Origin of the sequence: Pseudomonas sp. NPDC089401, assembly GCF_044749485.1 — a bacterium.
In the GTDB taxonomy this organism is placed as follows: domain Bacteria; phylum Pseudomonadota; class Gammaproteobacteria; order Pseudomonadales; family Pseudomonadaceae; genus Aquipseudomonas.
Genome location: NZ_JBIVIA010000001.1, coordinates 730165 through 755582, shown reverse-complemented (window position 1 = coordinate 755582; position 25418 = coordinate 730165). Strand labels below are relative to the sequence as shown.

Genomic DNA, 25418 nt, shown 5'->3' with positions numbered 1-25418 from the left:
AGGAACTATTTCTGCAGAAGGTAAATCCGCGATAGCCCGCAGAATGGCAGGTAATCGAATGCAACAATTTTGTTGAACCCGGCTTCCCTGAACTCCGCCTCTGCCACCTTCGCAGGGATGACATATCGCCCCTGATACTCAGGTTGAACTGCGCCATTTCGGGCAAGGCGGAAGCGGTCTGTTCGCTGTCGGCGTAACGCCATGAAACGGCTGCTCACCCACAGGGACAGAATGACGCGATTCCTGGATACCCTTGCGAACTCCTTGAGCACGTCCATTCTGGATTGGGCATCGCCCAGGTAATGAAACAGGCGCATGCAGATCACAGCGTCCACTGCCTGGGCAGGCAGAGCGACATCCCTGGCTGATGTATGCAAGAGCCGAATGGAGCCACGAATGTGATCCGGCTGCAGGCGCTCGGCAGCATCCAGCATGTGCAAGGCGTCGTCTGCGCCGATGATACGGCGGTCAGGATTTTCAGCCAGAATAGGCCAAAGTCTTCCCATGCCGCAGGGTATGTCCAGCACCTCACGTGGTTGGCCGGCAATCTGGAGGGCTTTGCGGATGAGCTGCGCCTCCCGAAGTGCTGCGATGCGACGAGAGAAGCCCCTCTGATGGCTGAGGTAGTCGCCTTGCGGTGACTCGGCATCATACCGCTCGGCGCGCTTGAAATGGCTGATGTGCTTCATGAGGGAGAGCTCCCGCTAAAGGATGAAAGATGACCCTAGCGAGCTCGGCGTGAGGAAAGCGTAACGATGACCAAGCTTCAAATCTTCACGGTTTCCTAACTGATGCCTCTCTATCCTCGGACACTTTTGAATGCCTTCGAATGGAAGGTCGAACCTGAATGAGGCTCAAGCAGTAATGGAAGCAGTGATATCCGCCATTGTCGTGTTCGCGGTCACGAACATCGACGACATCATCATCCTCTCCCTCTTTTTCGGTGATCGAAAACTGAGCCGCAGAGCCATTATGCTGGGGCAGTACGTCGGCATCGGCATGATCTTGATCGGGAGCATCGCACTGTCCCTGGTAGCTGCCCAGTTCCCAGCCAAATGGATTTCGCTGCTCGGTTTCGTTCCGCTGGGGCTCGGGATCTACAAGGGCCTTCAACTGTTCAAGCCAGGGGCAGCAGATGAGCATGCAACGCCTGGTCTGATGGGTTCGAAAGCGGCCTTCACCTACGTCACCATGATGACCATCTCGAACGGTGGCGATAACACAGGGGTGTATGTTCCTCTCTTTGCATCCGACCCCAGCATCATCCCGGCTTACGCCTTCGTGTTTGCGGTCATGACTGGCGTGTGGTGCCTCCTCGGCTATGCACTGGTGAAATTCCCTCCAGTGGCGGCCAAGATCGAGCGCTACGGACACTACATTTTGCCCGTCGTCCTGATTGCCATCGGCCTGGAAATCTTGAGCGGCTTCTTCCACGGCTGAGTAAATCTGTTGAGTTTCATCTCCCTACTCATGCTGTCCATTGCGATGTCCGCCGACGCGTTTGCCGCGTCGGTTGCCCAGGGCTCGCAACTGGATAAAGTGCGCTTCAGCGAAGCACTGCGGATAGGACTGGTGTTCGGGCTGGCCGAAGCCGCCTGTCCAGTTCTCGGATGGGCGCTCGGTCATACTGCGCGCCCCTTCGTTGAGTCGTACAGCCACTGGCTGACCCTCGCCATCCTTTCGGGAATCGGTGTATCACTGATCGTCGACGCCCTCAAGCCTGCATCACCTCGCAGAAGCAGACTACCCTCAGGCAACTCGCTGCCCATACTGGTAGCCATCTCACTGGCGATCAGCCTGGACGCTTTCTCTCTGGGTATGAGCCTGGCATTCGTCGAGGTGAACATCATCGTTGCGGCCATGACGCTAGGCCTGCCAACAGTGCTGATTTCCATTATTGGCACCCTTATCGGGAAAGCCATCAAGCGGGTAGTGGATCAGGGGGCACAGATTCTGGGCGGCGTGATCTTGATCTTTGTTGGTGTGCTGGTTTTCTTCGATAAGTTTTGAGGGCCAACCAAGAACAAAAAGCCATCACGCAGGCTTCTATTAGAGCGGCCGGGAACACTGACGGTGGCCGCGTAGTACCGGGCATGAAATCAGGAGGGGGACCAACAACCTACAGACACAAAAAAGCCCTGACTAGTCAGGGCTTTGATGAGAATTTGTGGCGGAAGCGTAGAGATTCGAACTCTAGGATAGTTGCCCATCGACGGTTTTCAAGACCGTTGCCTTAAACCACTCGGCCACGCTTCCAGCTCGTTTTGCGGCCGCCATAATACCGTAATGAAACACGCTGTCAAACTCTCTGTGTCGCGGGTTGCGGCACCTCTGATAGACTCCTTTCCATCTGAACGTCCAAAACCACAGGAGTGTCGCCATGCGCGAACAGGATTATGCCGTAAACCACGGCCTACAGGCCGAGCAGCAGGAGGTTAGCAAGGTCCTGCGCAACACATACAGCCTGCTGGCGCTTACCCTCGCCTTCAGCGGCGTCATGGCCTTCGTGGCCCAGCAGATGCGCGTTGGCTACCCGAACGTGTTCGTCGTGCTGATCGGCTTCTATGGCCTGTTCTTCCTCACCAACAAACTGCGTGATTCGGCCTGGGGCCTGGTGTCGACCTTTGCCCTGACCGGTTTCATGGGCTTCATCCTCGGCCCGATCCTCAACCGTTACCTGGGTATGGCGGGCGGCGCTGAAGTGGTCAGCTCGGCCTTCGCCATGACGGCCCTGGTATTCGGTGGTCTGTCGGCCTACGTGCTGATCACCCGCAAGGACATGAGCTTCCTGAGCGGTTTCATCACCGCAGGCTTCTTCGTGCTGCTGGGTGCCGTGGTTGCAAGCTTCTTCTTCAAGATCAGCGGGCTGCAGCTGGCGATCAGCGCGGGCTTTGTGCTGTTCTCGTCGGTGTGCATCCTGTTCCAGACCAGCGCCATCATTCATGGCGGTGAGCGGAACTACATCATGGCGACCATCAGCCTGTATGTTTCGATCTACAACCTGTTTGTCAGCCTGCTGCAGCTGTTTGGCCTGATGGGTCGGGACGACTGATTCGGGTTGGTTGAGTTGGTTGGAAGAGCCCGCTTCGGCGGGCTTTTTTGCGTCTTGGAGAATGCTTTGATCCCTACATTCTCTAAAAATCAGGTAATGCGGAGGATGGCACGGGCTTCGCCCGTGTTCGCGGGTAAACCCGCTCCCACAGGTCCCTGCTAAACACGTCGAAAAATCTAACCTAAAAGTCAGATAACCAGGCAGTTGATCGCCGATCATGCTGCGATCCTGCTTTTTTCTACCCACATCTTTAATCTGCCCGTAGAATGCGCTCCTTTTTTCTTCCGGGGCAGCTTCCTAGATGAGCTCACACGAACACAGCCCAGGCGCGGCGGCGCCTGCCAACGAACTGGTACTTGGCCTCGAGGACAAGCCTCGGCCGCTGATCGGCCTGTTGGCAGCGCTGCAGCACCTGCTGGCGATCATCGTGCCGATCGTTACCCCTGGCCTGCTGATCTGCCAGGCGCTGGGGGTTTCGGCGCGGGATACCAACCTGATCGTGTCGATGTCGTTGGTGATCTCCGGTATCGCCACCTTCGTGCAATGCAAACGCTTCGGCCCATTCGGCGCCGGACTGCTGATCGTCCAGGGCACCAGCTTCAACTTCGTCGGGCCGCTGATTGCCGGTGGCGCGCTGATGGTCAAGCAAGGCACGCCGGTCGAGAGCGTGATGGCGGCGATCTTCGGCGTGGTGATTGCCGGTTCGTTCGTGGAAATGGGCGTGTCGCGCATCCTGCCGTTCGTCAAACGCCTGATCACCCCGTTGGTGACCGGGATCGTCGTGCTGATGATCGGCCTGACGCTGATCAAGGTCGGCCTGATCAGCATGGGCGGTGGCTTTGGCGCGATGGCCAATGGCACCTTTGCCAATGGCGAGAACCTGATGCTGTCGGGCGCCGTGCTGGCGGTGATCGTGATCCTCAACCGCATCCCGGTGGTGTGGATGCGCAGCTGCGCCATCGTCATCGCCCTGGCGGTCGGCTATGCCCTGGCGGGCTACCTGGGCCGCCTGGACTTCACCGGCATGCATGAGGCCGCACTGTTCCAGGTGCCGATGCCGCTGCACTTCGGCCTGGGCTTCTCCTGGGCGCTGTTCATTCCGATGCTGGTGATCTACCTGGTGACTTCGCTGGAAGCCATCGGTGACGTCACGGCCACCAGCAAGGTGTCGCGCGAGCCGGTCGAAGGGCCGGTGTGGATGAAGCGGATCAAGGGCGGCGTGCTGGTGAACGGGGCCAACTCGTTGCTGGCCGGGCTGTTCAACACCTTCCCTAGCTCGATCTTTGCCCAGAACAATGGCGTGATCCAGCTGACCGGGATTGCCAGCCGCCATATCGGTATCTGGATTGCCGTGATGCTGGTGCTGCTGGGGCTGTTCCCGAGCGTGGCCGGGGTGATCCAGGCGGTGCCTGAGCCGGTGCTGGGTGGCGCGGCCATGGTGATGTTCGGTGCGGTGGCGGCTTCGGGGATCAATATCCTGGCCAGCACGCGACTGGACCGTCGTGCCCTTCTGATCATTGCGGTGTCGCTGGCTTTGGGGCTGGGTGTGGCGCAGGTTCCTGAATTCCTGGCGCATATGCCGGCGGCGATTCGCAATGTGCTGGAGTCGGGCGTGGCTACCGGGGGGATCTGTGCCCTGGTGCTGAACTGGTTCCTGCCGGAGAGCAAGGAACAGGCTTGAGGCTGCCACTCGCCTGCTCCAGGTTTTGATGTGTGCCAGGCAAGCCGCCTGTAGGAGCGGCCTTGTGTCGCGAAAGGGGCGCGTAGCGGCCCCAGGATCTCAGCGCAAATGCATAGATCGCCGGGGCTGCGTTGCAGCCCTTTCGCGACACAAGGCCGCTCCTACAAAGTACCGCGCAAGGCGGGCGATTGCCGGCAACGACCGAATCGAAAGCCCGCTCCGCCATGTTGAAGCGGGCGCGGGCTTTTTTGCTTTATCATGGCGGCATTCCTTTGCACGAGTTGTCCATGAAATTCGCCATCGCGGTTTTTTCCCCGGCCCATGCGCCCTCCTCGCGGCGCGCCCTGCGCTTCGCCGAGGCGGTGCTGGCCGGCGGGCATGAAATTGCCCGGCTGTTCTTCTACCAGGACGGGGTGCACAGCGCCTCGGCCAATATCGTCGCGCCGCAGGATGAGCAGGACATCGCCGCCCAATGGCGTGCCTTCATCGAAACCAACCAGCTCGACGCGGTGGTGTGCATCGCCGCAGCCCTGCGCCGTGGCGTGCTCGACGACGCCGAGGCCAGCCGCTACCAGCGCCCGGCGGTGAACCTGCCCAAGCCGTGGGAGTTGTCCGGCCTGGGCCAGCTGCACGAAGCCGCGCAAACCGCCGACCGCCTGGTCTGCTTCGGAGGCGACTGAAATGGCCAAATCCATGTTGATCATCAGCCGCCAGGCGCCGTGGAACGGCCCGTCCGCCCGTGAGGCGCTGGACATCGCCCTGGCCGGTGGCGCCTTCGACCTGCCACTGGCGATGCTGTTTCTCGATGATGGGGTGTTCCAGCTCGCCGCCGGCCAACAGCCGGCCGCGGTGCAGCAGAAGAACCTCGCTGCCAACCTGCAGGCCCTGCCGATGTTCGGCGTCGATGAACTGTTCGCCTGCGCCCACAGCCTCACGCGTCGCGGCCTGGCCGCCGACACCCTGGCGCTGGACGTGGACGTGCTCGACGACGCCGCGCTCAAGGCCTTGATTGCCCGTTTCGACCAAGTGGTGACGCTCTGATGCCAACCCTGCACGTGTTATCCCACTCCCCGTTCGGCGACGAGCGCCTGGCAAGCTGCCTGCGCCTGCTGGGCGCCGACGATGCCCTGCTGCTGACCGGCGATGCGGTCTACGCCCTGCGCGAGGGCAGCGACGCCCATCGCCAGTTGCAGGCGGCCGGGCTGCAGGAACGCCTGTTCGCCCTCGATGAAGACCTGCAAGCCCGCGCCCTCTCCAGCGCGCTGGCCAAGGCCGTGGACTACCAGGCCTTCGTCGCGCTGTCGCTGCATTACGACAAGGTCAACAGCTGGCTATGAGTACGCTGAACGTTGGCGATCGCGCCATCGCCCTGGACAAGGACGGCTTCCTGGTCGACCTGCAAGACTGGTCGCACCCGGTCGCCGAAGCCTTGGCCGCGCGCGAAAGCATCGCCCTGAGCGCCGACCACTGGGAAATCCTCGAGCTGCTGCGCCAGTTCTACGCCGAGTTCCAGCTGTCGCCGGCCACCCGCCCGCTGATCAAGTACACCGCGCTCAAGCTGGGCGCGGACAAGGGCAACAGCCCGCACCTCAACCGCCTGTTCAACGGCACCCCCGCCAAACTCGCCGCCAAGCTGGCGGGCCTGCCCAAACCGATCAACTGCATATGACCGACGCCCGCCCGCTGACCCTGGAAACCCCGGCCGAACACCCGTTCGCCGAATTCGTGCGCATCCTTGGCAAAGGCAAGCGCGGTGCCCGCGGCCTGACCCGCGAGGAAGCCCGCGCCGCCATGACCCTGTTGCTCGAAGGCAAGGTCGAAGACACCCAGTTGGGTGCCTTCCTGATGCTGCTGCGGCACAAGGAAGAAAGCGCCGACGAACTCGCCGGCTTCACCGAAGCCCTGCGCGCGCACCTGCAGGCACCGCGCATCACAGTGGACATCGACTGGCCGACCTACGCCGGCAAGAAGCGCCACCTGCCCTGGTACCTGCTGAGCGCCAAGTGCCTGGCCGCCAACGGCGTGCGCATCCTGATGCACGGCGGCGGTGCGCACACGGCCGGGCGCATGTACACCGAACAGCTGCTGGCCCTGCTGGAGATCCCGCTGTGCCGCGACTGGGCCTCGGTCAGCCAGGCCCTGGACCGGCAGCGCCTGGCCTTCGCCCCGCTGCACGACTGGGCACCGCAGCTGCAACGGATGATCGACCTGCGCAACACCCTCGGCCTGCGCTCGCCCATCCATTCCCTGGCCCGGGTCCTCAACCCGCTGGGCGCGCGTTGCGGCCTGCAGAGCATCTTCCACCCCGGCTACCAGGCCGTGCACCGCGAAGCCAGCCGCCTGCTGGGCGATCATGCTGTGGTGATCAAGGGTGATGGCGGCGAGATCGAGGTGAATCCTGACGTGATCAGCCACCTGTATGGCACCACGGCCGGTGAGGCCTGGGACGAGGAGTGGCCAGCGCTCAGCGAACGCCGCCACGTGAAGCCGCCGAGCCTGCAACCCGAGCAGTTGCTGGCGGTATGGCGCGGCGAGGCCGAGGACAGCTACGGCGAGATGGCCGTGGTCGCCACCATGGCCTTGGCCCTGCGCGGCCTGGGCCAGGACCGCGAGCAAGCGTTCGCCACCGCACGCGGATACTGGGCCGCACGCAACCAATCGAATAAGTAGATCAATAGGGTGCAGTTCTTGCGCTAGTTATTCGAACGATTTTCCCTAGACTGGGCTCCAACGACAAACACTTTGTTTCCGAGGAGCTCAGCATGGGCCTTTTGATCGACGGCCGCTGGCACGACCAGTGGTATGAAAATGGCAAGGACGGCACCTTCAAGCGCGAGAACGCCCAGCGCCGCAATCAACTCCCCGCCCCTGAGGCCGGCCGCTATCACCTGTATGTGTCGCTGGCCTGCCCCTGGGCTCACCGCACCCTGATCCTGCGCGCCCTCAAGGGCCTGGAGCCGCTGATCGACGTGTCCGTGGTGAGCTGGCTGATGCAGGACCATGGCTGGACCTTCGACCAGCAGGAAGGCTCAAGCGGCGACCACCTTGACGCCCTGCAGTACCTGCACCAGCGCTACACCCAGGATGACCCGCACTACACCGGCCGCGTGACCGTGCCCGTGCTGTGGGACAAGAAAGAGAAGCGCATCGTCAACAACGAGTCGTCGGAGATCATCCGCATCTTCAACAGCGCGTTCAACGAGCTGACCGGCAACACCCTGGACCTGTACCCCGAGCCGCTGCGCCCGACCATCGAGGCGCTGAACGAGCGCATCTATCCGGCGGTGAACAACGGCGTGTACCGCGCCGGCTTCGCCACCACCCAGGATGCCTACGAGGCGGCCTTCGATGAGGTGTTCAACGAGCTGGATCATCTGGAAGAGCTGCTGGGCCGCAATCGCTACCTGGCCGGCGAGTACCTGACCGAGGCCGATGTGCGCCTGTTCACCACGCTGGTGCGCTTCGATGCGGTGTACCACGGGCACTTCAAGTGCAACCTGCGGCGCTTGAGCGATTACCACAACCTGTCTAACTGGCTGCGTGAACTGTATCAGTGGCCGGGGGTGGCAGGGACGGTGGATATGGAGCACATCCAGAAGCATTACTACATGAGCCACAAGACCATCAACCCGAACGGGATCGTGCCCAAGGGGCCGCTGCAGGACTTCACGGTGCCGCATGATCGGGAGCGGTTGGTGGGGAAAGGGATCTTTCAGGGTTGAGATCGCTGGGGCTGCTTTGCAGCCCTTTCGCGACACAAGGCCGCTCCTACAGGAAACGCGTGATCCCTGTAGGAGCGGCCTTGTGTCGCGATAGGGCCGCAAAGCGGCCCCGACGATTTCAGCTGTCTTGCGACCCTTCGAACCAGGCCAGCTTGTCACGCAACTGCACCACCTCCCCGACAATCACCAGGGTCGGCGCATGCACTTCATGCCGGGCCACCAGCTCCGGCAAATCCGCCAGAGTCCCGGTAAACACCCGCTGGTTACGCGTAGTTCCCTGCTGCACCAGGGCAGCCGGGGTACTGGCCGCGCGCCCATGGCGAATCAGCTCGGCACAGATGGTCGGCAACCCCACCAGGCCCATGTAGAACACCAGGGTCTGGGCCGGCGCCACCAGGTCATCCCACGGCAGGTTGCTGGTGCCATCCTTCAGGTGCCCGGTGACAAAGCGCACCGACTGGGCATAATCCCGGTGGGTCAACGGAATACCGCCATAGGCGGAACAGCCGCTGGCCGCGGTAATCCCCGGCACCACCTGGAACGGGATGCCATGCTCGGCCAGCTCCTCGATCTCCTCGCCACCACGGCCGAAGATGAACGGGTCGCCGCCCTTCAGGCGCAGCACGCGCTTGCCCTGCTGGGCGAGATCGACCAGCAGGCGGTTGATCTGGTCCTGGGGCACGGCATGGTCGGCGCGGCGCTTGCCCACGTAGATGCGCTCGGCATCGCGCCGGCACATCTCGATGATCGCAGGCGCCACCAGGCGGTCGTACAGCACCACGTCGGCCTGCTGCATCAGGCGCAAGGCGCGGAAGGTCAGCAAGTCCGGATCGCCCGGCCCCGCCCCCACCAGATACACCTCGCCACCCTGCTGCACCGGCGCGCCGTCGACCATGGCCTGCAACAGGCGCTCGGCCTCGCCACCCTGGCCGGCCAGTTGGCGTTCGGCGATCGGCCCCTGGAACACGGTTTCCCAGAAGCCGCGGCGCTGGTTGACGTCCGGGTACAAGGATTTCACCTTGTGCCGGAAACGCGCCGCCAGCCCGGCCAGCTCGCCATAGGCGGACGGGATCCAGGCTTCCAGCTTGGCGCGGATCAACCGCGCCAGCACCGGGGCGTCGCCGCCACTGGACACCGCGATCACCAGCGGCGAGCGGTCGACGATCGCCGGAAAGATCACCGTGCACAGGGCCGGCGCATCCACCACGTTGACCGGCACGCTCAGCGCCTGGGCATCCGCCGACACCTGGGCGTTGAGCCCAGGGTCGTCGGTGGCCGCGATCACCAGCCGGCAACCGGCCAGGTCAGTCGCCTGATAGCCACGCACCAGCACCTCACCGCCACCTTCCCGGGCCAGCGCGGCCAGCTGGCCGTCGACGTCCGGCGCCACCACGCGCAGCGCGGCGCCGGCATCGGCCAGCAGGCGCGCCTTGCGCAGGGCGATCTCACCGCCGCCGACGACCAGCACGCGGCCGCCCTGCAGCTTGTGGAACAGCGGCAGGTAATCCATTTAGCGGATGACCTCGACGCCGCCCATGTAAGGCTTCAGCACTTCCGGCACGCGGATCGAACCGTCGGCCTGCTGGTAGTTCTCCAGCACTGCGACCAGGGTACGGCCCACGGCCAGGCCGGAGCCGTTGAGGGTGTGCACCAGCTCCGGCTTGCCGGTTTCCGGGTTGCGCCAGCGGGCCTGCATGCGGCGCGCCTGGAAGTCGCCGCAGTTGGAGCAGGAGCTGATTTCGCGGTACTTGTCCTGGCTCGGCACCCACACTTCCAGGTCGTAGGTCTTCACGGCGCCGAAGCCCATGTCGCCGGTGCACAGGGCCAGCACGCGGTACGGCAGCTCCAGCAGCTGCAGCACGCGCTCGGCGTTGGCGGTCAGGCCTTCGAGGGCTTCCATGGACTTGGCCGGCTCCACCACCTGGACCATCTCGACCTTGTCGAACTGGTGCTGGCGGATCATGCCGCGGGTGTCACGGCCCGACGCGCCGGCTTCGCTGCGGAAGCACGGGGTGTGGGCGACCAGTTTCAGCGGCAGTTGCTTGGCGTCGAGGATCTCGCCGGCCACCAGGTTGGTCAGCGACACCTCGGCGGTCGGGATCAGGTAGAAGTCAGCCTCGCCTTCGCGGGTGATCTTGAACAGGTCTTCCTCGAACTTCGGCAACTGGCCGGTGCCCTGCAGGGCCGGGGCCTGCACCAGGTACGGGGTGTAGTGCTCCTCGTAGCCGTGCTCGCCGGTGTGCAGGTTGATCATGAACTGCGCCAGGGCGCGGTGCAGGCGGGCGATCGGCCCGCGCAGCACGGCAAAACGGGCGCCGGACAGCTTGGCGGCGGCTTCGAAGTCCAGGCCACCGCTGATTTCGCCCAGGGCGACGTGGTCCTTGATCTCGAAGTCGAAGGCCTGCGGCGTGCCCCAGCGGCGCACTTCGACGTTGTCGTCTTCGCTGGCGCCGACCGGCACGCTGGCGTCCGGCAGGTTGGGGATGGTCAGCAGGATGCCGTCCAGCTCGGCCTGGATTTCGTCCAGTTCGCTCTTGCCGGCGGCCAGTTCGTTGGCCATGCGCTCGACGTCCGCCATCAGCGGGGCGATGTCCTCGCCCTTGGCCTTGGCCTGGCCGATCGACTTGGAACGGGCGTTACGCTCGGCCTGCAGTTGCTCGGTGCGGGTCTGCACCGCCTTGCGGCGCTCTTCCAGCGATTCGATGCGCGCGACATCCAGGCTGAAGCCACGGGAGGCCAGGCGATCCGCCACTTCCTGAAGTTGGCCGCGTAACAGTTTGGAATCGAGCATATCGTTCTCTCGTTATAGGTAGGTGTTGGTTCAGATTGGGGTCAGTGGCGGGCCGACAGCCCTGCCACTGCGCTGGTACTGGTATAGGCCATCAGGGCTTTCTTCGCTGCCGCGGGCTGTTGCGGTCGAGCTCGGCCAGGTGGCGCAGCTTCTCGCCGATCTTCAGCTCGAGCCCGCGGGGCACGGGCTGGTAGTACGGGCGCGGCTCGAGTGCGTCGGGGAAGTAGTCCTCACCGGCGGCGTAGGCATCGGGCTCGTCGTGGGCGTAGCGGTATTCGTCGCCGTAGCCCAGCTGTTTCATCAGCTTGGTCGGGGCGTTGCGCAGATGCAGCGGCACTTCCAGCGAGCCGTGCTCGGCCGCTTCGCGCAGGGCGGTCTTGAAGCCCATGTACACCGCGTTGCTCTTCGGCGCACAGGCCAGGTAGGTGATGGCCTGGGCCACCGCCAGCTCGCCCTCGGGGCTGCCCAGGCGCTCCTGCACGTCCCAGGCCGCCAGGCACAGGCTGAGCGCACGCGGGTCGGCGTTGCCGATGTCCTCGCTGGCCATGCGCACCACGCGGCGGGCGATGTACAGCGGGTCGCAACCGCCGTCGAGCATGCGCGCGAACCAGTACAGGGCGCCATCGGGGTTGGAGCCACGCACCGACTTGTGCAGCGCGGAAATCTGGTCGTAGAACGCCTCGCCGCCCTTGTCGAAGCGGCGACGGCTGTCGCCGAGCAGGCTCTGCAGCATCTCGACGTCGATCTCGCTGCCGTCATCGGCCAGGTCGGAGGCGTTCTCGAGGAAGTTGAGCATGCGCCGGCCATCGCCATCGGCGGCGGCCATGAGCATCTTGAAGGCCTCGTCGCCCACCCGCAGGTTGCGCTTGCCCAGGCCGCGCTCTTCCGTCAGCGCACGGTTGACCAGCTTGCGCAGCGCCGCCTCGTCGAGGCTCTTGAGCACGTAGACCCGCGCCCGCGACAGCAGCGCGTTGTTCAGCTCGAAGGACGGGTTTTCGGTGGTGGCGCCGATGAACAGCAGGGTGCCGTCTTCCACGTAGGGCAGGAAGGCGTCCTGCTGCGACTTGTTGAAGCGGTGCACTTCGTCGACGAACAGGATGGTGCGCCGGCCGTACTGGCCGGCCTGCTGCTTGGCCACCTCGACCGCCTGGCGGATCTCCTTGACCCCGGCCAGCACCGCCGACACGGTCTCGAAGTGGGCATCGCAGAACTGCGCCAGCAAACGCGCCAGGGTGGTCTTGCCGACCCCAGGCGGGCCCCAGAAGATCATCGAGTGCAGCGCACCCTGCTCCAGCGCCTCGCGCAGCGGTTTGCCGCGCGCCAGCAGGTGCTCCTGGCCGACGTACTCATCCAGGTTGGACGGGCGCAGCCGGGCCGCCAGGGGCTGGGCGACGGGTTCGCTTCGAAACAGGTCCATGGCGAGCTCTGCTTACTCCTTGATGACGTCCGCGCCCTTGGGGATGTCGAACTTGAACTTGCTGTCCGCCACCGCCTGGTTGGCCTTGACGCCGTTGAACAGGATGTTGGTGCGCTGGCCGACACTGTCGATCAGCTGCATGTCGTTGATCAGGCCCTTGCGGAACGACACCCGCAGCGAGTCGAACAGGGTGTCCTTGGTCTTCGGCTTGAGGGTGAAGTCCATCACTTCGCCCTGCTCCTTGGAGGTGATGTCGAAGCTCTGGCTGATCTTCGACACGTCACCGGAGAGCAGCAGCGCCGGGGTCTGGTTCAGGCGCACATCGAGCTTCTTGACCGTCGCCTGCTCCAGGTCCGGGTCCCACAGGGTGACCATCTTGCCATCGGAGACCACCAGTTGCTCCTGGGGCGCATCGGTGTGCCAGTAGAACAGGCCCGGGCGCTTGACGGTCATCTTGCCGGTGGTTTCCTGCAGGCTGGTGCCGCCGGCATCCAGCGTCAGCTGGGAGAAGTTGGCCTCGATGGTCTGGGATTTGTTCAGCAGATCGGTCAAGCGTGCCACGTCTTTGTCACCGGCATACGCCGTCACCGAGCCCAAGGTCAGGGCAGAAACCAACAGCATGCGAATCGCGCGCATGGGAATCCTCATTGAGCATTGAATAGGCCGGGCGCCACCGTTGGCGCCCGGCAAGGTGTTCATCAGTCGCGCGGGCCGCCCGGGGCAATCACTTCCCGCGAGCCGTTGCTGTTCATCGGGGTGACCACGCCGGCCATTTCCATGGCTTCGATCATGCGCGCGGCGCGGTTGTAGCCGATCTTCAGCTTGCGCTGCACGGCCGAGATCGAGGCGCGGCGGCTTTCCAGCACGAACTGCACGGCCTCATCATACAGCGCGTCGCTCTCGGAATCTTCGCCGTCGCCACCACCGCCGCCGCCTTCGAAGCCGCTGCCGGCCTCTTCGACGCCGTTGAGGATGTCGTCGTTATAGTCCGGGGCGCCGCGCAGCTTCCACGCCTCGACCGTGCGGTGCACCTCGTCGTCGGAGACGAATGCGCCGTGCACGCGGATCGGCAGGCTGGTGCCCGGCGGCATGTAGAGCATGTCACCGTGGCCCAGCAGCTGTTCGGCGCCACCCTGGTCGATGATGGTCCGCGAGTCGATCTTGCTCGACACCTGGAACGCCATGCGGGTCGGGATGTTGGCCTTGATCAGGCCGGTGATCACGTCCACCGACGGGCGCTGGGTGGCGAGGATCAGGTGGATGCCGGCGGCCCGCGCCTTCTGGGCAATACGGGCGATCAGCTCTTCGACCTTCTTGCCGACGATCATCATCATGTCGGCGAATTCGTCGACCACCACGACGATGGTCGGCAGGGTCTTCAGCGCCGGTGGCTCGTCGTCCATGCTTTCGCGGCGATACAGCGGGTCGTGGATGATCTCGCCGGCTTCCTGGGCGTCCTTGATCTTGCGGTTGAAGCCGGCCAGGTTACGCACGCCCATGGCCGCCATCAGCTTGTAGCGCCGCTCCATCTCGGCGACGCTCCAGCGCAGGGCGTTGGCGGCGTCCTTCATGTCGGTGACCACCGGGCACAGCAGGTGCGGGATGCCTTCGTAGATCGACAGTTCGAGCATCTTCGGGTCGATCATGATCAGCCGCGCGTCTTCCGGGCTGGACTTGAACAGGATCGACAGGATCATCGCGTTCACACCCACCGACTTACCGGAACCGGTGGTACCGGCCACCAGCAGGTGGGGCATCTTGGCCAGGTCGGTAATGACCGGCTTGCCACCGATGTCGTGGCCAAGGGCCAGGGTGACCGGCGACTTCTGCTCGTCGAACTGCGGCGTGGCGAGCACTTCGGAGAAGCGCACCATCTGCCGGTTTTCGTTGGGGATCTCGATACCCACGGTGGTCTTGCCGGGGATCACCTCGACCACCCGCACGCTGGTCACCGCCAGGGAACGCGCCAGGTCCTTGGCCAGGTTGGCGATGCGGCTGACCTTGACGCCGGCGGCCGGCTGGATTTCGTAACGGGTGATCACCGGGCCTGGGTGGATCGAGTCCACCGAGACTTCCACGCCGAATTCCTTGAGCTTGATTTCCAGCAGTTGGCCGACACCGGCCAGGGTTTCCGGCGAGTACTCGACTTTCTTCTGTTCGGCCGGGTCGAGGATGGAAATCGACGGCAAGGTGCCTTCCACGGCGCTGTCGATGAACAGCGGCGCCTGTTTTTCCTTCATCACCCGCTTGCTCGGCTCCGGCGCCTTGTCCACGGCTGGCGGGATGATCACCGGGGCGGCGGGTTGCGCGCGGGGCACCACGGTTTCGCGAGGCACGACCGGTTCACGAGCGATCACAGGTTCACGCGAAATAGTCGGCTCACGCGGCGCCACCGGCCGGGCCGGTGGCTCGTCACGCGTCATCACCGGCTCGGCGCGCTCGCGCAGCTGCGGCCTGGCTGTTTCCCGCTTGTCGGCTTTGTTGCCGCCCAGGTCGAAGACCGGGTCGTCGACTTCGCGCAGCTGTGCTTCCAGGCGCTTGCGTTCGTTGCGCGCCTCCCACCAGCGGCTGGCCGCACCCTGCACCAGCTCGAACAGGTCGAGGGTGATCTTGCCGGTCAGGTCCATCACCTTGAACCACGACAGGTCGGTAAACACGGTCAGGCCGAACAGGAACAGCGCAATGAACATCAGCGTGCTGCCCTGCACGTTCAGCAGGTTGCGCGCCAGGTCGCCGAGGCTTTCGCCCAGGGCGCCACCGGCGGAGAACGGGATGTTCGCCGACGGGTGGAAATGGATATGCGCCAGCGCCGCGCCCGACAGCACCAGGAACACCAGGCCGATCAGCCGCCAGGAGAACAGCCAGCCGCTCCACTGCCACGGCTGGTGGCGTTCGCGGAAGATCTGCCAGGTCTTGATCGCCAGCAGCAACGGGAAGATGTAGGCGAAGTAGCCGAGCACCATGAACAGGATGTCGGCGAAGTAGGCACCGGCACGCCCGGCGGCATTCTGCACCTGGTCGACGTTGCTGGTGTGGCTGAAGCCCGGGTCCGAGTTGTCGTAGGTTAGCAGGGCCATCCACAGGTACAGGCACAGGGCGCCGACAGCGATCAACGCACCTTCCTTGAGGCGGTAGTGCAGCTGCTGCCGCCACAGGGGCACGGGCAAGGGAGCTGGAGTTGCGGTGGATTTCTTCAAAACGCGTCTATTCCTGCGCGGTGCTGCGCGTCCAGTAGCAGTCGGCCGGTGCTTGGCCAATGAACCGCTACTTTTAACATTACTGCCCGCCAGCCGCCATGGTGGCGCGCCAGATGGAGCCTGGCTGGGGGCGACTTTCGTATAGGTGCAATTTGAGCATGCATTTTCTTTTGTGACAAAGGCTTATGCTGTGTTTTTGCACAGGTGTGACAGCAAATGCCGCGGATGGTGCCTAAGGTTTCATGAATGCGTAGGAAATTGCCTATTTTGTTGCCTGCAGCGGCCTCTTCGCGGGTAAACCCGCTCCCACAGGTACTCCACCGTCCTCAAGGCCGGCGCGATACCTGTGGGAGCGGGTTTACCCGCGAAGAGGCCGCAACCATTGACCCTGCCGTGCACGCAAGCCATGCTGCCCGCTCCCCTCCCCCACCGCACGATAGACCATGCTCACCTGGCTGACTCGCGACTCGCTGACCTTCCCGCCCCTGGAAAAGGCCCTGCACGACCCCAACGGCCTGCTCGCCGCCGGCGGCGACCTGAGCCCCGAACGCCTGGTGCAGGCCTATCGCCACGGCTGCTTCCCCTGGTACTCGGACGGCCAGCCGATCCTCTGGTGGTCCCCGGACCCGCGCACGGTGCTGTTCCCGGGCGAGCTGCACGTGTCGCGTTCGCTGGCCAAGCTGCTGCGCCAGGGCCGCTACCAGGTCAGCTTCGACCGCGACTTCGCCGCCGTGATCGACGCTTGCGCCGCGCCCCGCGACTATGCAGACGGCACCTGGATCACCCAGACTATGCGCGACGCCTATTGCGAGCTGCACCGCCGCGGCTTCGCCCATTCGGTGGAGGTGCGCCAGGACGGTGAGCTGGTCGGCGGCCTGTACGGCCTGGCCATGGGCCAGCTGTTCTTCGGCGAATCGATGTTCAGCCGCGCCGACAACGCCTCCAAGGTCGGCTTCGTGACCCTGGTCGAGCACCTGCGCGAGGCCGGTTTCGTGCTGATCGATTGCCAGATGCCGACAAACCACCTGCACAGCCTCGGCGCCCGCGCCATCAGCCGGGCCGAGTTCGCCGGCTACCTGGCCGGCCACCTCGACCAGCCCAACAGCGCCAGCTGGGTTTGCTAGGCGAGTTCTGCCAGCTGGCATACACTTAAATCAAAGTCTCACCGAGGGGTTGATCATGACAGAGCTGGCGCGGCTGAAGTTCTATGCCACTCAACCCCACTCCTGCAGCTACCTGCCGGACGAACAGGCGACCACACTGTTTCTCGACCCGAGCCAGCCGATGGACGTGAACGTGTATGCCGACCTGTCGGAAATGGGTTTTCGCCGCAGCGGCGACCACCTGTACCGCCCGCACTGCCAGAACTGCAATGCCTGCGTGCCGGCGCGCATTCCCGCCGCGCGGTTCATCCCCAACCGCCAGCAGCGGCGCATCCTCAAGCGCAACGCCGACCTGACGGTGACCGCGGCGCGGCCGGCGTTCAAGGAAGAGTACTTCGACCTGTACCGGCGCTACATCGAGACGCGCCACGCCGATGGCGACATGTACCCGCCCAGCCGCGACCAGTTTTCCACCTTCCTGGTGCGCGACCTGCCGTTCTGCTGGTTCTACGAGTTCCGCCTGGAGGGCCGGCTGCTGGCCATCGCCGTCTGCGACCTGCTGCCCAACGGCCTGTCGGCGGTGTACACCTTCTACGAGCCGGACGAAGAACGCCGCAGCCTGGGCCGCTTCGCCATCCTCTGGCAGATCACCGAAGCCCTGCGCCAGGACCTGGAGGCGGTGTACCTGGGCTACTGGATCAAGAACTGCAAGAAAATGAACTACAAGACGCAGTACCGGCCCATCGAATTGCTGATAAACCAGCGCTGGGTCACCCTCAACTGAAAGCATTGGCTTGACACACAGTTTTCGGGCATAATCCACGCCACTTTTTGCCCGGTGCGGATATGCGTCGGGCCAACACTGGATCCGAGGGCTCTACTGCATGTCGAAAGAAGACAGCTTCGAAATGGAAGGTACTGTCGTCGACACCCTGCCCAACACCATGTTCCGCGTGGAGTTGGAAAACGGGCACGTCGTAACCGCGCACATCTCCGGAAAGATGCGCAAGAACTACATCCGTATTCTCACTGGCGACAAGGTCCGCGTCGAACTGACGCCGTACGACCTGAGCAAGGGCCGCATCACCTACCGTGCGCGCTAAGCTCAAGCCATGAAAAAGCCCGGCCATGTGCCGGGCTTTTTTGTGCCTGTCTGCACAGACTTACCCGCCCCCAGTGGGAGCGGGCTTACCCGCGAAGAAACCAACGCGTTAGCTGGCACCGGCTGCACCGGTGTTCGCGGCTAAAGCCGCTCCCACAGGCACAGCCCAGCCCTATCAAGCCACCTCAGCCGTTGTCTCGAAATCGAACACCAGCTCACCATCGCGCAAGTCGACGTGCACCACACCGCCATGCTCGGCCAGCTCGCCGAACAGGATCTCCTCGGCCAGCGGCCGCTTGATCTTGTCCTGGATAAGCCGCGCCATCGGCCGTGCACCCATCTGCACGTCGTAGCCGGACACCGCCAGCCAGCCGCGGGCGGCATCGCTGACTTCCAGCAGCACACGCTTGTCCTCCAGCTGCGCCTGCAGTTCGATGAGGAACTTGTCGACGATGCTCTTGATGGTCTCGGTGCTCAGGCGGCCGAACTGGATGATGGTGTCCAGACGGTTGCGGAACTCCGGCGTGAAGCTCTTGCGGATGACTTCCATGGCATCGGACGCGTGGTCCTGATGGGTGAAGCCGATCGAGGCCCGCGCGGCGGTTTCGGCGCCGGCGTTGGTGGTCATGATCAGGATCACGTTGCGGAAGTCAGCCTTGCGCCCGTTGTTGTCGGTCAGGGTCCCGTGGTCCATCACCTGCAGCAGCAGGTTGAAGACTTCCGGGTGGGCCTTCTCGATCTCATCGAGCAGCAGCACGCAGTGCGGTTGCTTGGTGATCGCTTCGGTCAGCAGGCCGCCCTGGTCGAAGCCGACGTAGCCTGGCGGTGCACCGATCAGGCGCGACACGGTGTGCCGTTCCATGTACTCGGACATGTCGAAGCGCACCAGCTCAACTCCCAGGGCCTTGGCCAGCTGCCGCGCCGCTTCGGTCTTGCCGACGCCGGTAGGGCCGGCGAACAGGAACGAACCGACCGGCTTGTCCGGCGACTTGAGGCCCGCGCGGGACAGCTTGATGGCGGTGGCCAGCGAGTCGATGGCCTGGTCCTGACCGAACACGGTCAGCTTCAGGTCACGCTCCAGGTTGCGCAGCAGCTCCTTGTCGGAACTGGTGACATGCTTCGGCGGAATCCGCGCGATCTTGGCGACGATGTCCTCGACCTGCGGCACGTCGATGCGCTTGACCCGGTTGGCCTCGGGCTGCAGGCGCTGGTAGGCGCCAGCTTCGTCGATCACGTCGATGGCCTTGTCGGGCATGTGGCGATCGTTGATGTAGCGCGAGGCGAGCTCGGCGGCGGCGCGCAGGGCTTCGTCGCTGTACTCGATGTTGTGGTGGCTCTCGAAGCGCCCCTTCAGGCCGCGCAGGATGCCGACGGTGTCTTCCACTGAAGGCTCGCTGACATCGACCTTCTGGAAGCGCCGCGCCAGGGCACGGTCCTTCTCGAAGATGCCGCGAAATTCCTGGAAGGTGGTCGAGCCGATGCAACGGATCTCACCCGACGACAGCAGTGGCTTGAGCAGGTTGGACGCATCCATCACCCCGCCCGACGCCGCGCCGGCACCGATGATGGTGTGGATCTCGTCGATGAACAGGATCGCCTGCGGGCGCTTGCGCAGCTCGCCGAGCAGCGCCTTGAAGCGTTTCTCGAAGTCGCCGCGGTACTTGGTACCGGCCAGCAGCGCGCCCAGGTCCAGCGAGTAGACCACGCTCTGCGCCAGCAGGTCGGGCACCTGGCCGTCGACGATGCGCTTGGCCAGGCCTTCGGCGATGGCGGTCTTGCCGACGCCGGCCTCGCCCACCAGCAGAGGGTTGTTCTTGCGCCGGCGGGCAAGGATCTGTGCCACACGCTCGACTTCCTGCTCGCGACCCACCAGCGGGTCGATACGGCCGGCACGGGCCAGCTCGTTCAGGTTGCTGGCATAGGCATCCAGCGGGTTGCTCGAAGAGGAGGTTTCGCCGCCCTCTTCGTCCTGCATTTCCTGTTCGCTTTCGCTGTGCGAACCGTGGCCAGGCACCTTGGAGATGCCGTGGGCGATGTAGTTGACCACGTCGATGCGGGCCACGCTCTGCTGTTTGAGCAGGAACACGGCCTGGCTTTCCTGTTCGCTGAAGATCGCCACCAGCACGTTGGCACCGGTGACTTCACGCTTGCCGGAGCTTTGCACGTGGAACACGGCACGCTGCAGTACACGCTGGAAGCCCAGGGTCGGCTGGGTTTCGCGGTCTTCGTCGTTGACGGGGATCAGGGGTGTGGTGGAATCGATGAACTCTTGCAGGTCATGCTTGAGCTTTTCGAGATTGGCGCCACAGGCGCGCAGAACGGTCGCAGCAGCCTCATTGTCAAGGAGTGCCAGCAGCAGATGTTCGACGGTCATGAACTCATGACGTTTCGAACGGGCCTCCTTGAAGGCAAGATTGAGGGTGACTTCGAGCTCGCGGTTTAACATAGCTTCACCTCATACCCAAGTGGTCGGCGATTAACCGTCCTTCTCGATTTCACAGAGTAGCGGATGCTGGCTTTCCCTGGCGTATTGGTTGACCTGCATGGCCTTTGTTTCGGCGATGTCACGGGTAAACAATCCGCACACTGCCCGCCCCTCGGTATGGACGGTCAGCATGATCTTGGTCGCCAGCTCGCGGTTCAGACTGAAGAACGTTTCGAGCACTTCGACGACGAAATCCATCGGCGTGTAGTCATCGTTGAACAAAACCACCTTGTACATCGGTGGCGCCTGCAGGATCGGCTTGGCTTCCTGAACGGCAAGACCTGAGCCGTCGTCCTCGTTCGTTTGCGGGCGATCCTGATTGAATGTTAGTCGAATCTCACTGGGTGCATGCATGGAAAGAATTTCATCATGAGCGACAGGTTAAGGTTGTGGGTTGGCCGTCGAGGCCGCCGCCAGCGCAGGCGCCGCGTGACCTTGACTATCGGCAAAACGGTGTTACAACCAATAAGAACCCACCGTGGTCGATAAAGATCCGCGCAGTCAACCCGATTTTCGCAGGTTCGTATGCGGATGAAGTGGATGATACTCCAGTGATGGAGTCCTTTGCAGAGGGACATAGGGATGGCAAGCGGTAAAGTCAAGTGGTTCAACAATGCCAAGGGCTACGGATTCATCAATGAAGACGGTAAGACCGAGGACTTGTTCGCGCATTACTCAGCCATCCAGATGGACGGCTACAAGACCCTGAAAGCCGGCCAGGCAGTGAGTTTCGATATCCTGCAGGGCCCCAAAGGCAATCACGCGGTCAATATCATCAACCTCGTGACCACGAAGGCAGCTGTCACTCCGGAGGCCGTCACCAGTAACGCATGACCCATTTCGCTCTGCCGGTATACGAAAAAACCGGCCGCTACTTTACCGCAGCGGCCGGTTTTGTATCGCCCTACATATGCTTGATCATCGCATCGCCAAAGCCTGAACTGCCCACCAGCGTCGCCCCATCCATCAAGCGCTCGAAGTCATAGGTCACGGTCTTGGCCGCAATCGCGCCATTGGTGCCCTTGATGATCAGGTCGGCCGCCTCGGTCCAGCCCATGTGCCGCAGCATCATCTCCGCCGAAAGAATCACCGACCCCGGGTTGACCTTGTCCTGCCCGGCATACTTGGGCGCGGTACCGTGGGTGGCCTCGAACATGGCCACCGTGTCGGAAAGGTTGGCGCCCGGCGCGATGCCGATGCCGCCCACCTCCGCCGCCAGGGCGTCGGACAGGTAGTCACCGTTGAGGTTGAGGGTGGCGATCACGTCGTACTCGGCCGGGCGCAGCAGGATCTGCTGGAGCATGGCGTCGGCGATGGCGTCCTTGACGATCACTTCGCGTCCGGTTTTCGGGTTCTTGAATTTCATCCACGGGCCGCCATCGAGCAGCTCGGCACCAAACTCGTCGCGGGCCACCTCGTAGCCCCAGTCCTTGAAGGCGCCTTCGGTGAACTTCATGATGTTGCCCTTGTGCACCAGGGTCAGTGACTCGCGGTCGTTGTCCACCACGTACTGCAAGGCCTTGCGAACCAGGCGCTTGGTGCCCTCGCGGGAGACCGGCTTGACGCCGATGCCGCAGTCCTGGTCGAAGCGGATCTTGGTGACGCCCATTTCCTCCTTGAGGAACTTGATCACCTTGTTCGCTTCCGGCGAGCCGGCCTTCCACTCGATGCCGGCGTAGATGTCCTCGGAGTTCTCGCGGAAGATCACCATGTCTACGTCGCCGGGCTTTTTCACCGGGCTCGGCACGCCCTGGAACCACAGCACCGGGCGCAGGCACACATACAGGTCCAGCTGCTGGCGCAGGGCCACGTTGAGCGAGCGGATGCCGCCGCCGACCGGGGTGGTCAGCGGCCCCTTGATCGACACCACGTAGTCTTTCACCGCATCCAGGGTTTCCTGGGGCAGCCAGGTGTCCTGGTCGTACACCTGGGTGGCCTTCTCGCCGGCATACACCTCCATCCAGGCGATCTTGCGCTTGCCGCCGTAGGCCTTGTGTACCGCGGCATCGACCACCTTGATCATCACGGGCGAGACATCGACGCCAATCCCGTCGCCTTCTATATAGGGGATGATCGGGTTGTCAGGAACGTTGAGCGAATGGTCTGCATTGACGGTGATCTTGGCGCCGTCGGTCGGAACCTTGATTTTCTGGTATCCCATGCTTGCACTACTCCGCTGTCGGGTGTGATTGGACATCGTGCGATCCAATGAGCCTAAACCACATCCGTCGACCTGCAAGCACTGCGGCAATACACCACATTGCCCCTACGTCTTTGGTCTTATAAATGGCAACGATGCCACTTGGCCTTGCTGATTAACCCGAATGGTTTGGTATACTGCGCCGCGACCGAAGGGTCATCGGGGCGAATCCCAGGAAAATGCGGACCGCCCTTGGCCAGGAATGGCCTGAAAGCCTGGCCAGAAAAGTCTGGACTGTTACCGCAGTTCAGCATTGACGCTCGACTGATGCATCCACCATCACAGCTCGCAGCCTCTCGACTTTCCGCTCATGGCGTTGCCAGGGCGATGCGCCTACCCTGCGCAACACGAGACTCGAGCACGCTCAGCACACAGAGAGTTAACCCGCATGCCCACCCGTTCCAAGATCATCTATACCTTCACCGACGAAGCCCCCGCCCTCGCCACCTACTCGCTGCTGCCGATCGTCGAAGCCTTCACCGCTTCGGCTGACATCGCCGTCGAAACCCGCGATATCTCCCTGGCCGGCCGCATCCTTGCCGCCTTCCCGGAGCAACTGGGCGCAGAGAAGCAAGTAGGCGATCACCTGGCGGAACTGGGCCAGCTGGCTACCACCCCCGAAGCCAACATCATCAAGCTGCCGAACATCAGCGCCTCGGTACCGCAGCTCAAGGCCGCGATCAAGGAACTGCAAGGCAAGGGCTTCAACATCCCTGACTACGCCGACGAGCCGGCCACCGAGGCCGAGAAAGAATCCCGCGCGCGCTACGACCGCATCAAGGGTTCGGCCGTGAACCCGGTGCTGCGCGAAGGCAACTCCGACCGCCGCGCACCGCTGTCGGTCAAGAACTACGCGCGCAAGCACCCGCACAAGATGGGCGCCTGGGCCGCCGACTCCAAGTCGCACGTTGCCCACATGAGCAAAGGCGACTTCTACGGCAGCGAAAAAGCCGCACTGATCGAGGCTGACGACAGCCTGCGCATCGAGCTGGTCGGCAAAGACGGCAGCACCACCGTGCTGAAAGCCAAGACCGCCGTCAAAGCTGCCGAAATCGTCGACTGCGCCACCATGAGCCGCAAGGCCCTGAAAGCCTTCATCGCCGAGCAGATCGCCGATGCCAAGGCCGCCGGCGTGCTGCTGTCGGTGCACCTGAAAGCCACCATGATGAAGGTCTCCGACCCGATCATGTTCGGCGTCATCGTCGAGGAGTTCTACAACGACGTGCTGGCCAAGCACGCCGCCGCCCTGGCCCAGGTTGGCTTCAACGCCAACAACGGCATCGGCGACCTGTACGCCCGTATCAAGGACCTGCCAGCCGAAAAGCAGGCCGAGATCGAAGCCGACATCCAGGCCCTGTACGCCGAGCGTCCGGCCCTGGCCATGGTCAACTCCGACAAGGGCATCACCAACCTGCACGTGCCGAGCGACGTCATCGTCGACGCCTCGATGCCAGCGATGATCCGTGACTCGGGCAAGATGTGGAACACCGCCGGTGAACTGCAGGACGCCAAGGCGATCATCCCGGACCGCTGCTACGCCGGCATCTACCAGGCCACCATCGAAGACTGCAAGGTCAACGGTGCCTTCGACCCGACCACCATGGGCAGCGTGCCGAACGTCGGCCTGATGGCGCAGAAGGCCGAAGAGTACGGCTCCCACGACAAGACCTTCCAGATCCAGGCCGACGGCGTCGTCCGTGTGGTCGATGGCCAGGGCAAGGTCGTGCTGGAGCAGAACGTCGAGGCCGGTGACATCTTCCGCATGTGCCAGACCAAGGACGCGCCGATCCAGGACTGGGTCAAGCTGGCCGTCAACCGTGCCCGCCTGAGCAACACCCCGGCGGTGTTCTGGCTGGACCCGGCCCGCGCCCACGACGGCGTGATGATCGAGAAGGTGCAGAAGTACCTGAAGGACCACGACACCGCTGGCCTGGACATCCGCGTCCTGGCCCCGGTCGACGCCATCAAGTTCTCCCTGGCCCGCATCCGCGAAGGCAAGGACACCATCTCGGTGACCGGCAACGTGCTGCGCGACTACCTGACCGACCTGTTCCCGATCATGGAGCTGGGCACCAGCGCCAAGATGCTGTCGATCGTGCCGCTGATGAACGGCGGTGGCCTGTTCGAGACCGGTGCTGGCGGTTCGGCGCCCAAGCACGTTCAGCAACTGGTGGAAGAGAACTTCCTGCGCTGGGACTCGCTGGGTGAATTCCTGGCCCTGGCCGCTTCCCTGGAGCACCTGGGCAACACCTACGACAACCCGCGCGCCAAGGTCCTGGCCAACACCCTGGACCAGGCCACCGGCAAGTTCCTCGACACCAACAAGTCGCCTTCGCGCAAGGTCGGCGGTATCGACAACCGCGGCAGCCACTTCTACCTGACCCTGTACTGGGCCCAGGCCCTGGCTGCCCAGAGCGACGACGCCGCCCTGCAGGCACGCTTCGCCCCACTGGCCAAGACCCTGACCGAGAACGAGGAGACCATCGTCGCCGAGCTCAACGCCGTCCAGGGCAAGCCAGCCGACATCGGCGGCTACTACGCCCCGGATGCCGCGCTGACCGCCAAGGTGATGCGCCCGAGCCAGACCCTGAACAGCGCCATTGCCGCCCTGTAAGGTTCGCTTGAAGTAACAGCACAAACCCCGGCCACGCACCGGGGTTTGTGCTTT

Annotated in this window: 24 protein-coding genes and 1 tRNA gene; 15 read left to right on the top strand and 10 right to left on the bottom strand. The window is 63.5% G+C overall.

The window, feature by feature from the left end; genetic code table 11:
- Positions 1 to 5: 5 nt before the first annotated feature.
- Complete coding sequence (locus ACIP21_RS03430) at positions 6 to 689, bottom strand: class I SAM-dependent methyltransferase (RefSeq protein WP_400683964.1); 684 nt, start codon at positions 687 to 689, stop codon at positions 6 to 8.
- Positions 690 to 864: 175 nt separating this feature from the next.
- Here ACIP21_RS03430 and ACIP21_RS03425 point away from each other — a divergent pair, with 175 nt between their 5' ends.
- Together ACIP21_RS03425 and ACIP21_RS03420 are read left to right on the top strand one after the other, a co-directional pair.
- Positions 865 to 1440: a cadmium resistance transporter gene (locus ACIP21_RS03425; protein WP_400683962.1), complete on the top strand. Its 576-nt coding sequence runs from the start codon at positions 865 to 867 to the stop codon at positions 1438 to 1440.
- Between the two features lie 9 nt (positions 1441 to 1449).
- Positions 1450 to 2010, top strand: coding sequence for a manganese efflux pump MntP family protein (locus ACIP21_RS03420; RefSeq protein WP_400683960.1), 561 nt, complete (start codon positions 1450 to 1452; stop codon positions 2008 to 2010).
- Between the two features lie 158 nt (positions 2011 to 2168).
- Here the strand turns inward: ACIP21_RS03420 and ACIP21_RS03415 are convergent.
- Positions 2169 to 2256 (bottom strand) — tRNA-Ser (locus tag ACIP21_RS03415).
- A 124-nt stretch (positions 2257 to 2380) separates the two neighbouring features.
- On the opposite strand from ACIP21_RS03415, the gene ACIP21_RS03410 reads away from it, so the two are divergent.
- The 8 genes from ACIP21_RS03410 (at position 2381) to ACIP21_RS03375 (ending at position 8455) form a co-directional block, all read left to right on the top strand.
- Complete coding sequence (locus ACIP21_RS03410; RefSeq protein WP_400683959.1) at positions 2381 to 3052, top strand: Bax inhibitor-1/YccA family protein; 672 nt, start codon at positions 2381 to 2383, stop codon at positions 3050 to 3052.
- 301 nt (positions 3053 to 3353) lie between these two features.
- Positions 3354 to 4733 carry a nucleobase:cation symporter-2 family protein gene (locus ACIP21_RS03405; protein ID WP_400683957.1) on the top strand — a complete coding sequence of 460 codons (1380 nt, stop codon included), beginning with the start codon at positions 3354 to 3356 and terminating at the stop codon, positions 4731 to 4733.
- Positions 4734 to 5020: 287 nt separating this feature from the next.
- A complete protein-coding gene (tusD, locus tag ACIP21_RS03400; protein ID WP_400683955.1) occupies positions 5021 to 5413 on the top strand; it encodes a sulfurtransferase complex subunit TusD in 393 nt (130 codons plus the stop codon).
- Between the two features lies 1 nt (position 5414).
- Positions 5415 to 5774: a sulfurtransferase complex subunit TusC gene (gene tusC / locus ACIP21_RS03395; protein WP_400683952.1), complete on the top strand. Its 360-nt coding sequence runs from the start codon at positions 5415 to 5417 to the stop codon at positions 5772 to 5774.
- A complete protein-coding gene (gene tusB / locus ACIP21_RS03390) occupies positions 5774 to 6070 on the top strand; it encodes a sulfurtransferase complex subunit TusB (protein WP_400683949.1) in 297 nt (98 codons plus the stop codon). The genes tusC and tusB overlap by 1 nt, the downstream gene beginning before the upstream one ends.
- Positions 6067 to 6402, top strand: coding sequence for a TusE/DsrC/DsvC family sulfur relay protein (locus ACIP21_RS03385; RefSeq protein ID WP_400683946.1), 336 nt, complete (start codon positions 6067 to 6069; stop codon positions 6400 to 6402). The genes tusB and ACIP21_RS03385 overlap by 4 nt, the downstream gene beginning before the upstream one ends.
- Positions 6399 to 7403, top strand: coding sequence for a glycosyl transferase family protein (locus tag ACIP21_RS03380; RefSeq protein WP_400683943.1), 1005 nt, complete (start codon positions 6399 to 6401; stop codon positions 7401 to 7403). The genes ACIP21_RS03385 and ACIP21_RS03380 overlap by 4 nt, the downstream gene beginning before the upstream one ends.
- A 92-nt stretch (positions 7404 to 7495) precedes the next feature.
- The gene (locus tag ACIP21_RS03375) at positions 7496 to 8455 is read left to right on the top strand and encodes a glutathione S-transferase family protein (RefSeq protein ID WP_400683940.1); all 960 of its coding nucleotides are present in this window, start codon (positions 7496 to 7498) and stop codon (positions 8453 to 8455) included.
- Between the two features lie 118 nt (positions 8456 to 8573).
- On the opposite strand, the gene cysG is transcribed toward ACIP21_RS03375, so the two are convergent.
- From cysG to ACIP21_RS03350, 5 genes are all read right to left on the bottom strand, one after another.
- A complete protein-coding gene (cysG, locus tag ACIP21_RS03370; RefSeq protein WP_400683937.1) occupies positions 8574 to 9965 on the bottom strand; it encodes a siroheme synthase CysG in 1392 nt (463 codons plus the stop codon).
- A complete protein-coding gene (gene serS, locus ACIP21_RS03365; RefSeq protein WP_400683935.1) occupies positions 9966 to 11246 on the bottom strand; it encodes a serine--tRNA ligase in 1281 nt (426 codons plus the stop codon).
- A 91-nt stretch (positions 11247 to 11337) separates the two neighbouring features.
- Positions 11338 to 12663 (bottom strand): replication-associated recombination protein A, encoded by a 1326-nt coding sequence (locus tag ACIP21_RS03360; RefSeq protein ID WP_400683932.1) that lies wholly within the window; start codon positions 12661 to 12663, stop codon positions 11338 to 11340.
- Positions 12664 to 12675: 12 nt separating this feature from the next.
- On the bottom strand, positions 12676 to 13299 hold the full coding sequence (gene lolA, locus ACIP21_RS03355; RefSeq protein WP_400683930.1) for an outer membrane lipoprotein chaperone LolA: 624 nt from the start codon (positions 13297 to 13299) through the stop codon (positions 12676 to 12678).
- 62 nt (positions 13300 to 13361) lie between these two features.
- The gene (locus ACIP21_RS03350) at positions 13362 to 15860 is read right to left on the bottom strand and encodes a DNA translocase FtsK 4TM domain-containing protein (RefSeq protein WP_400683928.1); all 2499 of its coding nucleotides are present in this window, start codon (positions 15858 to 15860) and stop codon (positions 13362 to 13364) included.
- Between the two features lie 443 nt (positions 15861 to 16303).
- On the opposite strand from ACIP21_RS03350, the gene aat reads away from it, so the two are divergent.
- The 3 genes from aat to infA all read left to right on the top strand — a co-directional run bounded on the left by aat (position 16304) and on the right by infA (position 18066).
- Positions 16304 to 16984 (top strand): leucyl/phenylalanyl-tRNA--protein transferase, encoded by a 681-nt coding sequence (gene aat / locus ACIP21_RS03345; protein ID WP_400683926.1) that lies wholly within the window; start codon positions 16304 to 16306, stop codon positions 16982 to 16984.
- A gap of 55 nt (positions 16985 to 17039) precedes the next feature.
- Positions 17040 to 17747 carry an arginyltransferase gene (locus ACIP21_RS03340; protein WP_400683923.1) on the top strand — a complete coding sequence of 236 codons (708 nt, stop codon included), beginning with the start codon at positions 17040 to 17042 and terminating at the stop codon, positions 17745 to 17747.
- A gap of 100 nt (positions 17748 to 17847) precedes the next feature.
- Complete coding sequence (gene infA / locus ACIP21_RS03335) at positions 17848 to 18066, top strand: translation initiation factor IF-1 (RefSeq protein WP_002553999.1); 219 nt, start codon at positions 17848 to 17850, stop codon at positions 18064 to 18066.
- 174 nt (positions 18067 to 18240) lie between these two features.
- On the opposite strand, the gene clpA is transcribed toward infA, so the two are convergent.
- Both clpA and clpS read right to left on the bottom strand, forming a co-directional pair.
- The gene (clpA, locus tag ACIP21_RS03330) at positions 18241 to 20511 is read right to left on the bottom strand and encodes an ATP-dependent Clp protease ATP-binding subunit ClpA (protein ID WP_400683921.1); all 2271 of its coding nucleotides are present in this window, start codon (positions 20509 to 20511) and stop codon (positions 18241 to 18243) included.
- Between the two features lie 30 nt (positions 20512 to 20541).
- On the bottom strand, positions 20542 to 20904 hold the full coding sequence (gene clpS / locus ACIP21_RS03325) for an ATP-dependent Clp protease adapter ClpS (RefSeq protein ID WP_016488124.1): 363 nt from the start codon (positions 20902 to 20904) through the stop codon (positions 20542 to 20544).
- 228 nt (positions 20905 to 21132) lie between these two features.
- Here clpS and cspD point away from each other — a divergent pair, with 228 nt between their 5' ends.
- Entirely contained in the window at positions 21133 to 21384 is a 252-nt protein-coding gene (cspD, locus tag ACIP21_RS03320) for a cold shock domain-containing protein CspD (protein ID WP_400683918.1), read from the top strand.
- Positions 21385 to 21454: 70 nt separating this feature from the next.
- Here the strand turns inward: cspD and icd are convergent, their stop codons facing one another.
- The gene (gene icd, locus ACIP21_RS03315) at positions 21455 to 22711 is read right to left on the bottom strand and encodes an NADP-dependent isocitrate dehydrogenase (RefSeq protein ID WP_400683915.1); all 1257 of its coding nucleotides are present in this window, start codon (positions 22709 to 22711) and stop codon (positions 21455 to 21457) included.
- A gap of 427 nt (positions 22712 to 23138) precedes the next feature.
- On the opposite strand from icd, the gene ACIP21_RS03310 reads away from it, so the two are divergent.
- A complete protein-coding gene (locus ACIP21_RS03310) occupies positions 23139 to 25364 on the top strand; it encodes an NADP-dependent isocitrate dehydrogenase (RefSeq protein ID WP_400683913.1) in 2226 nt (741 codons plus the stop codon).
- Positions 25365 to 25418 lie beyond the last annotated feature (54 nt).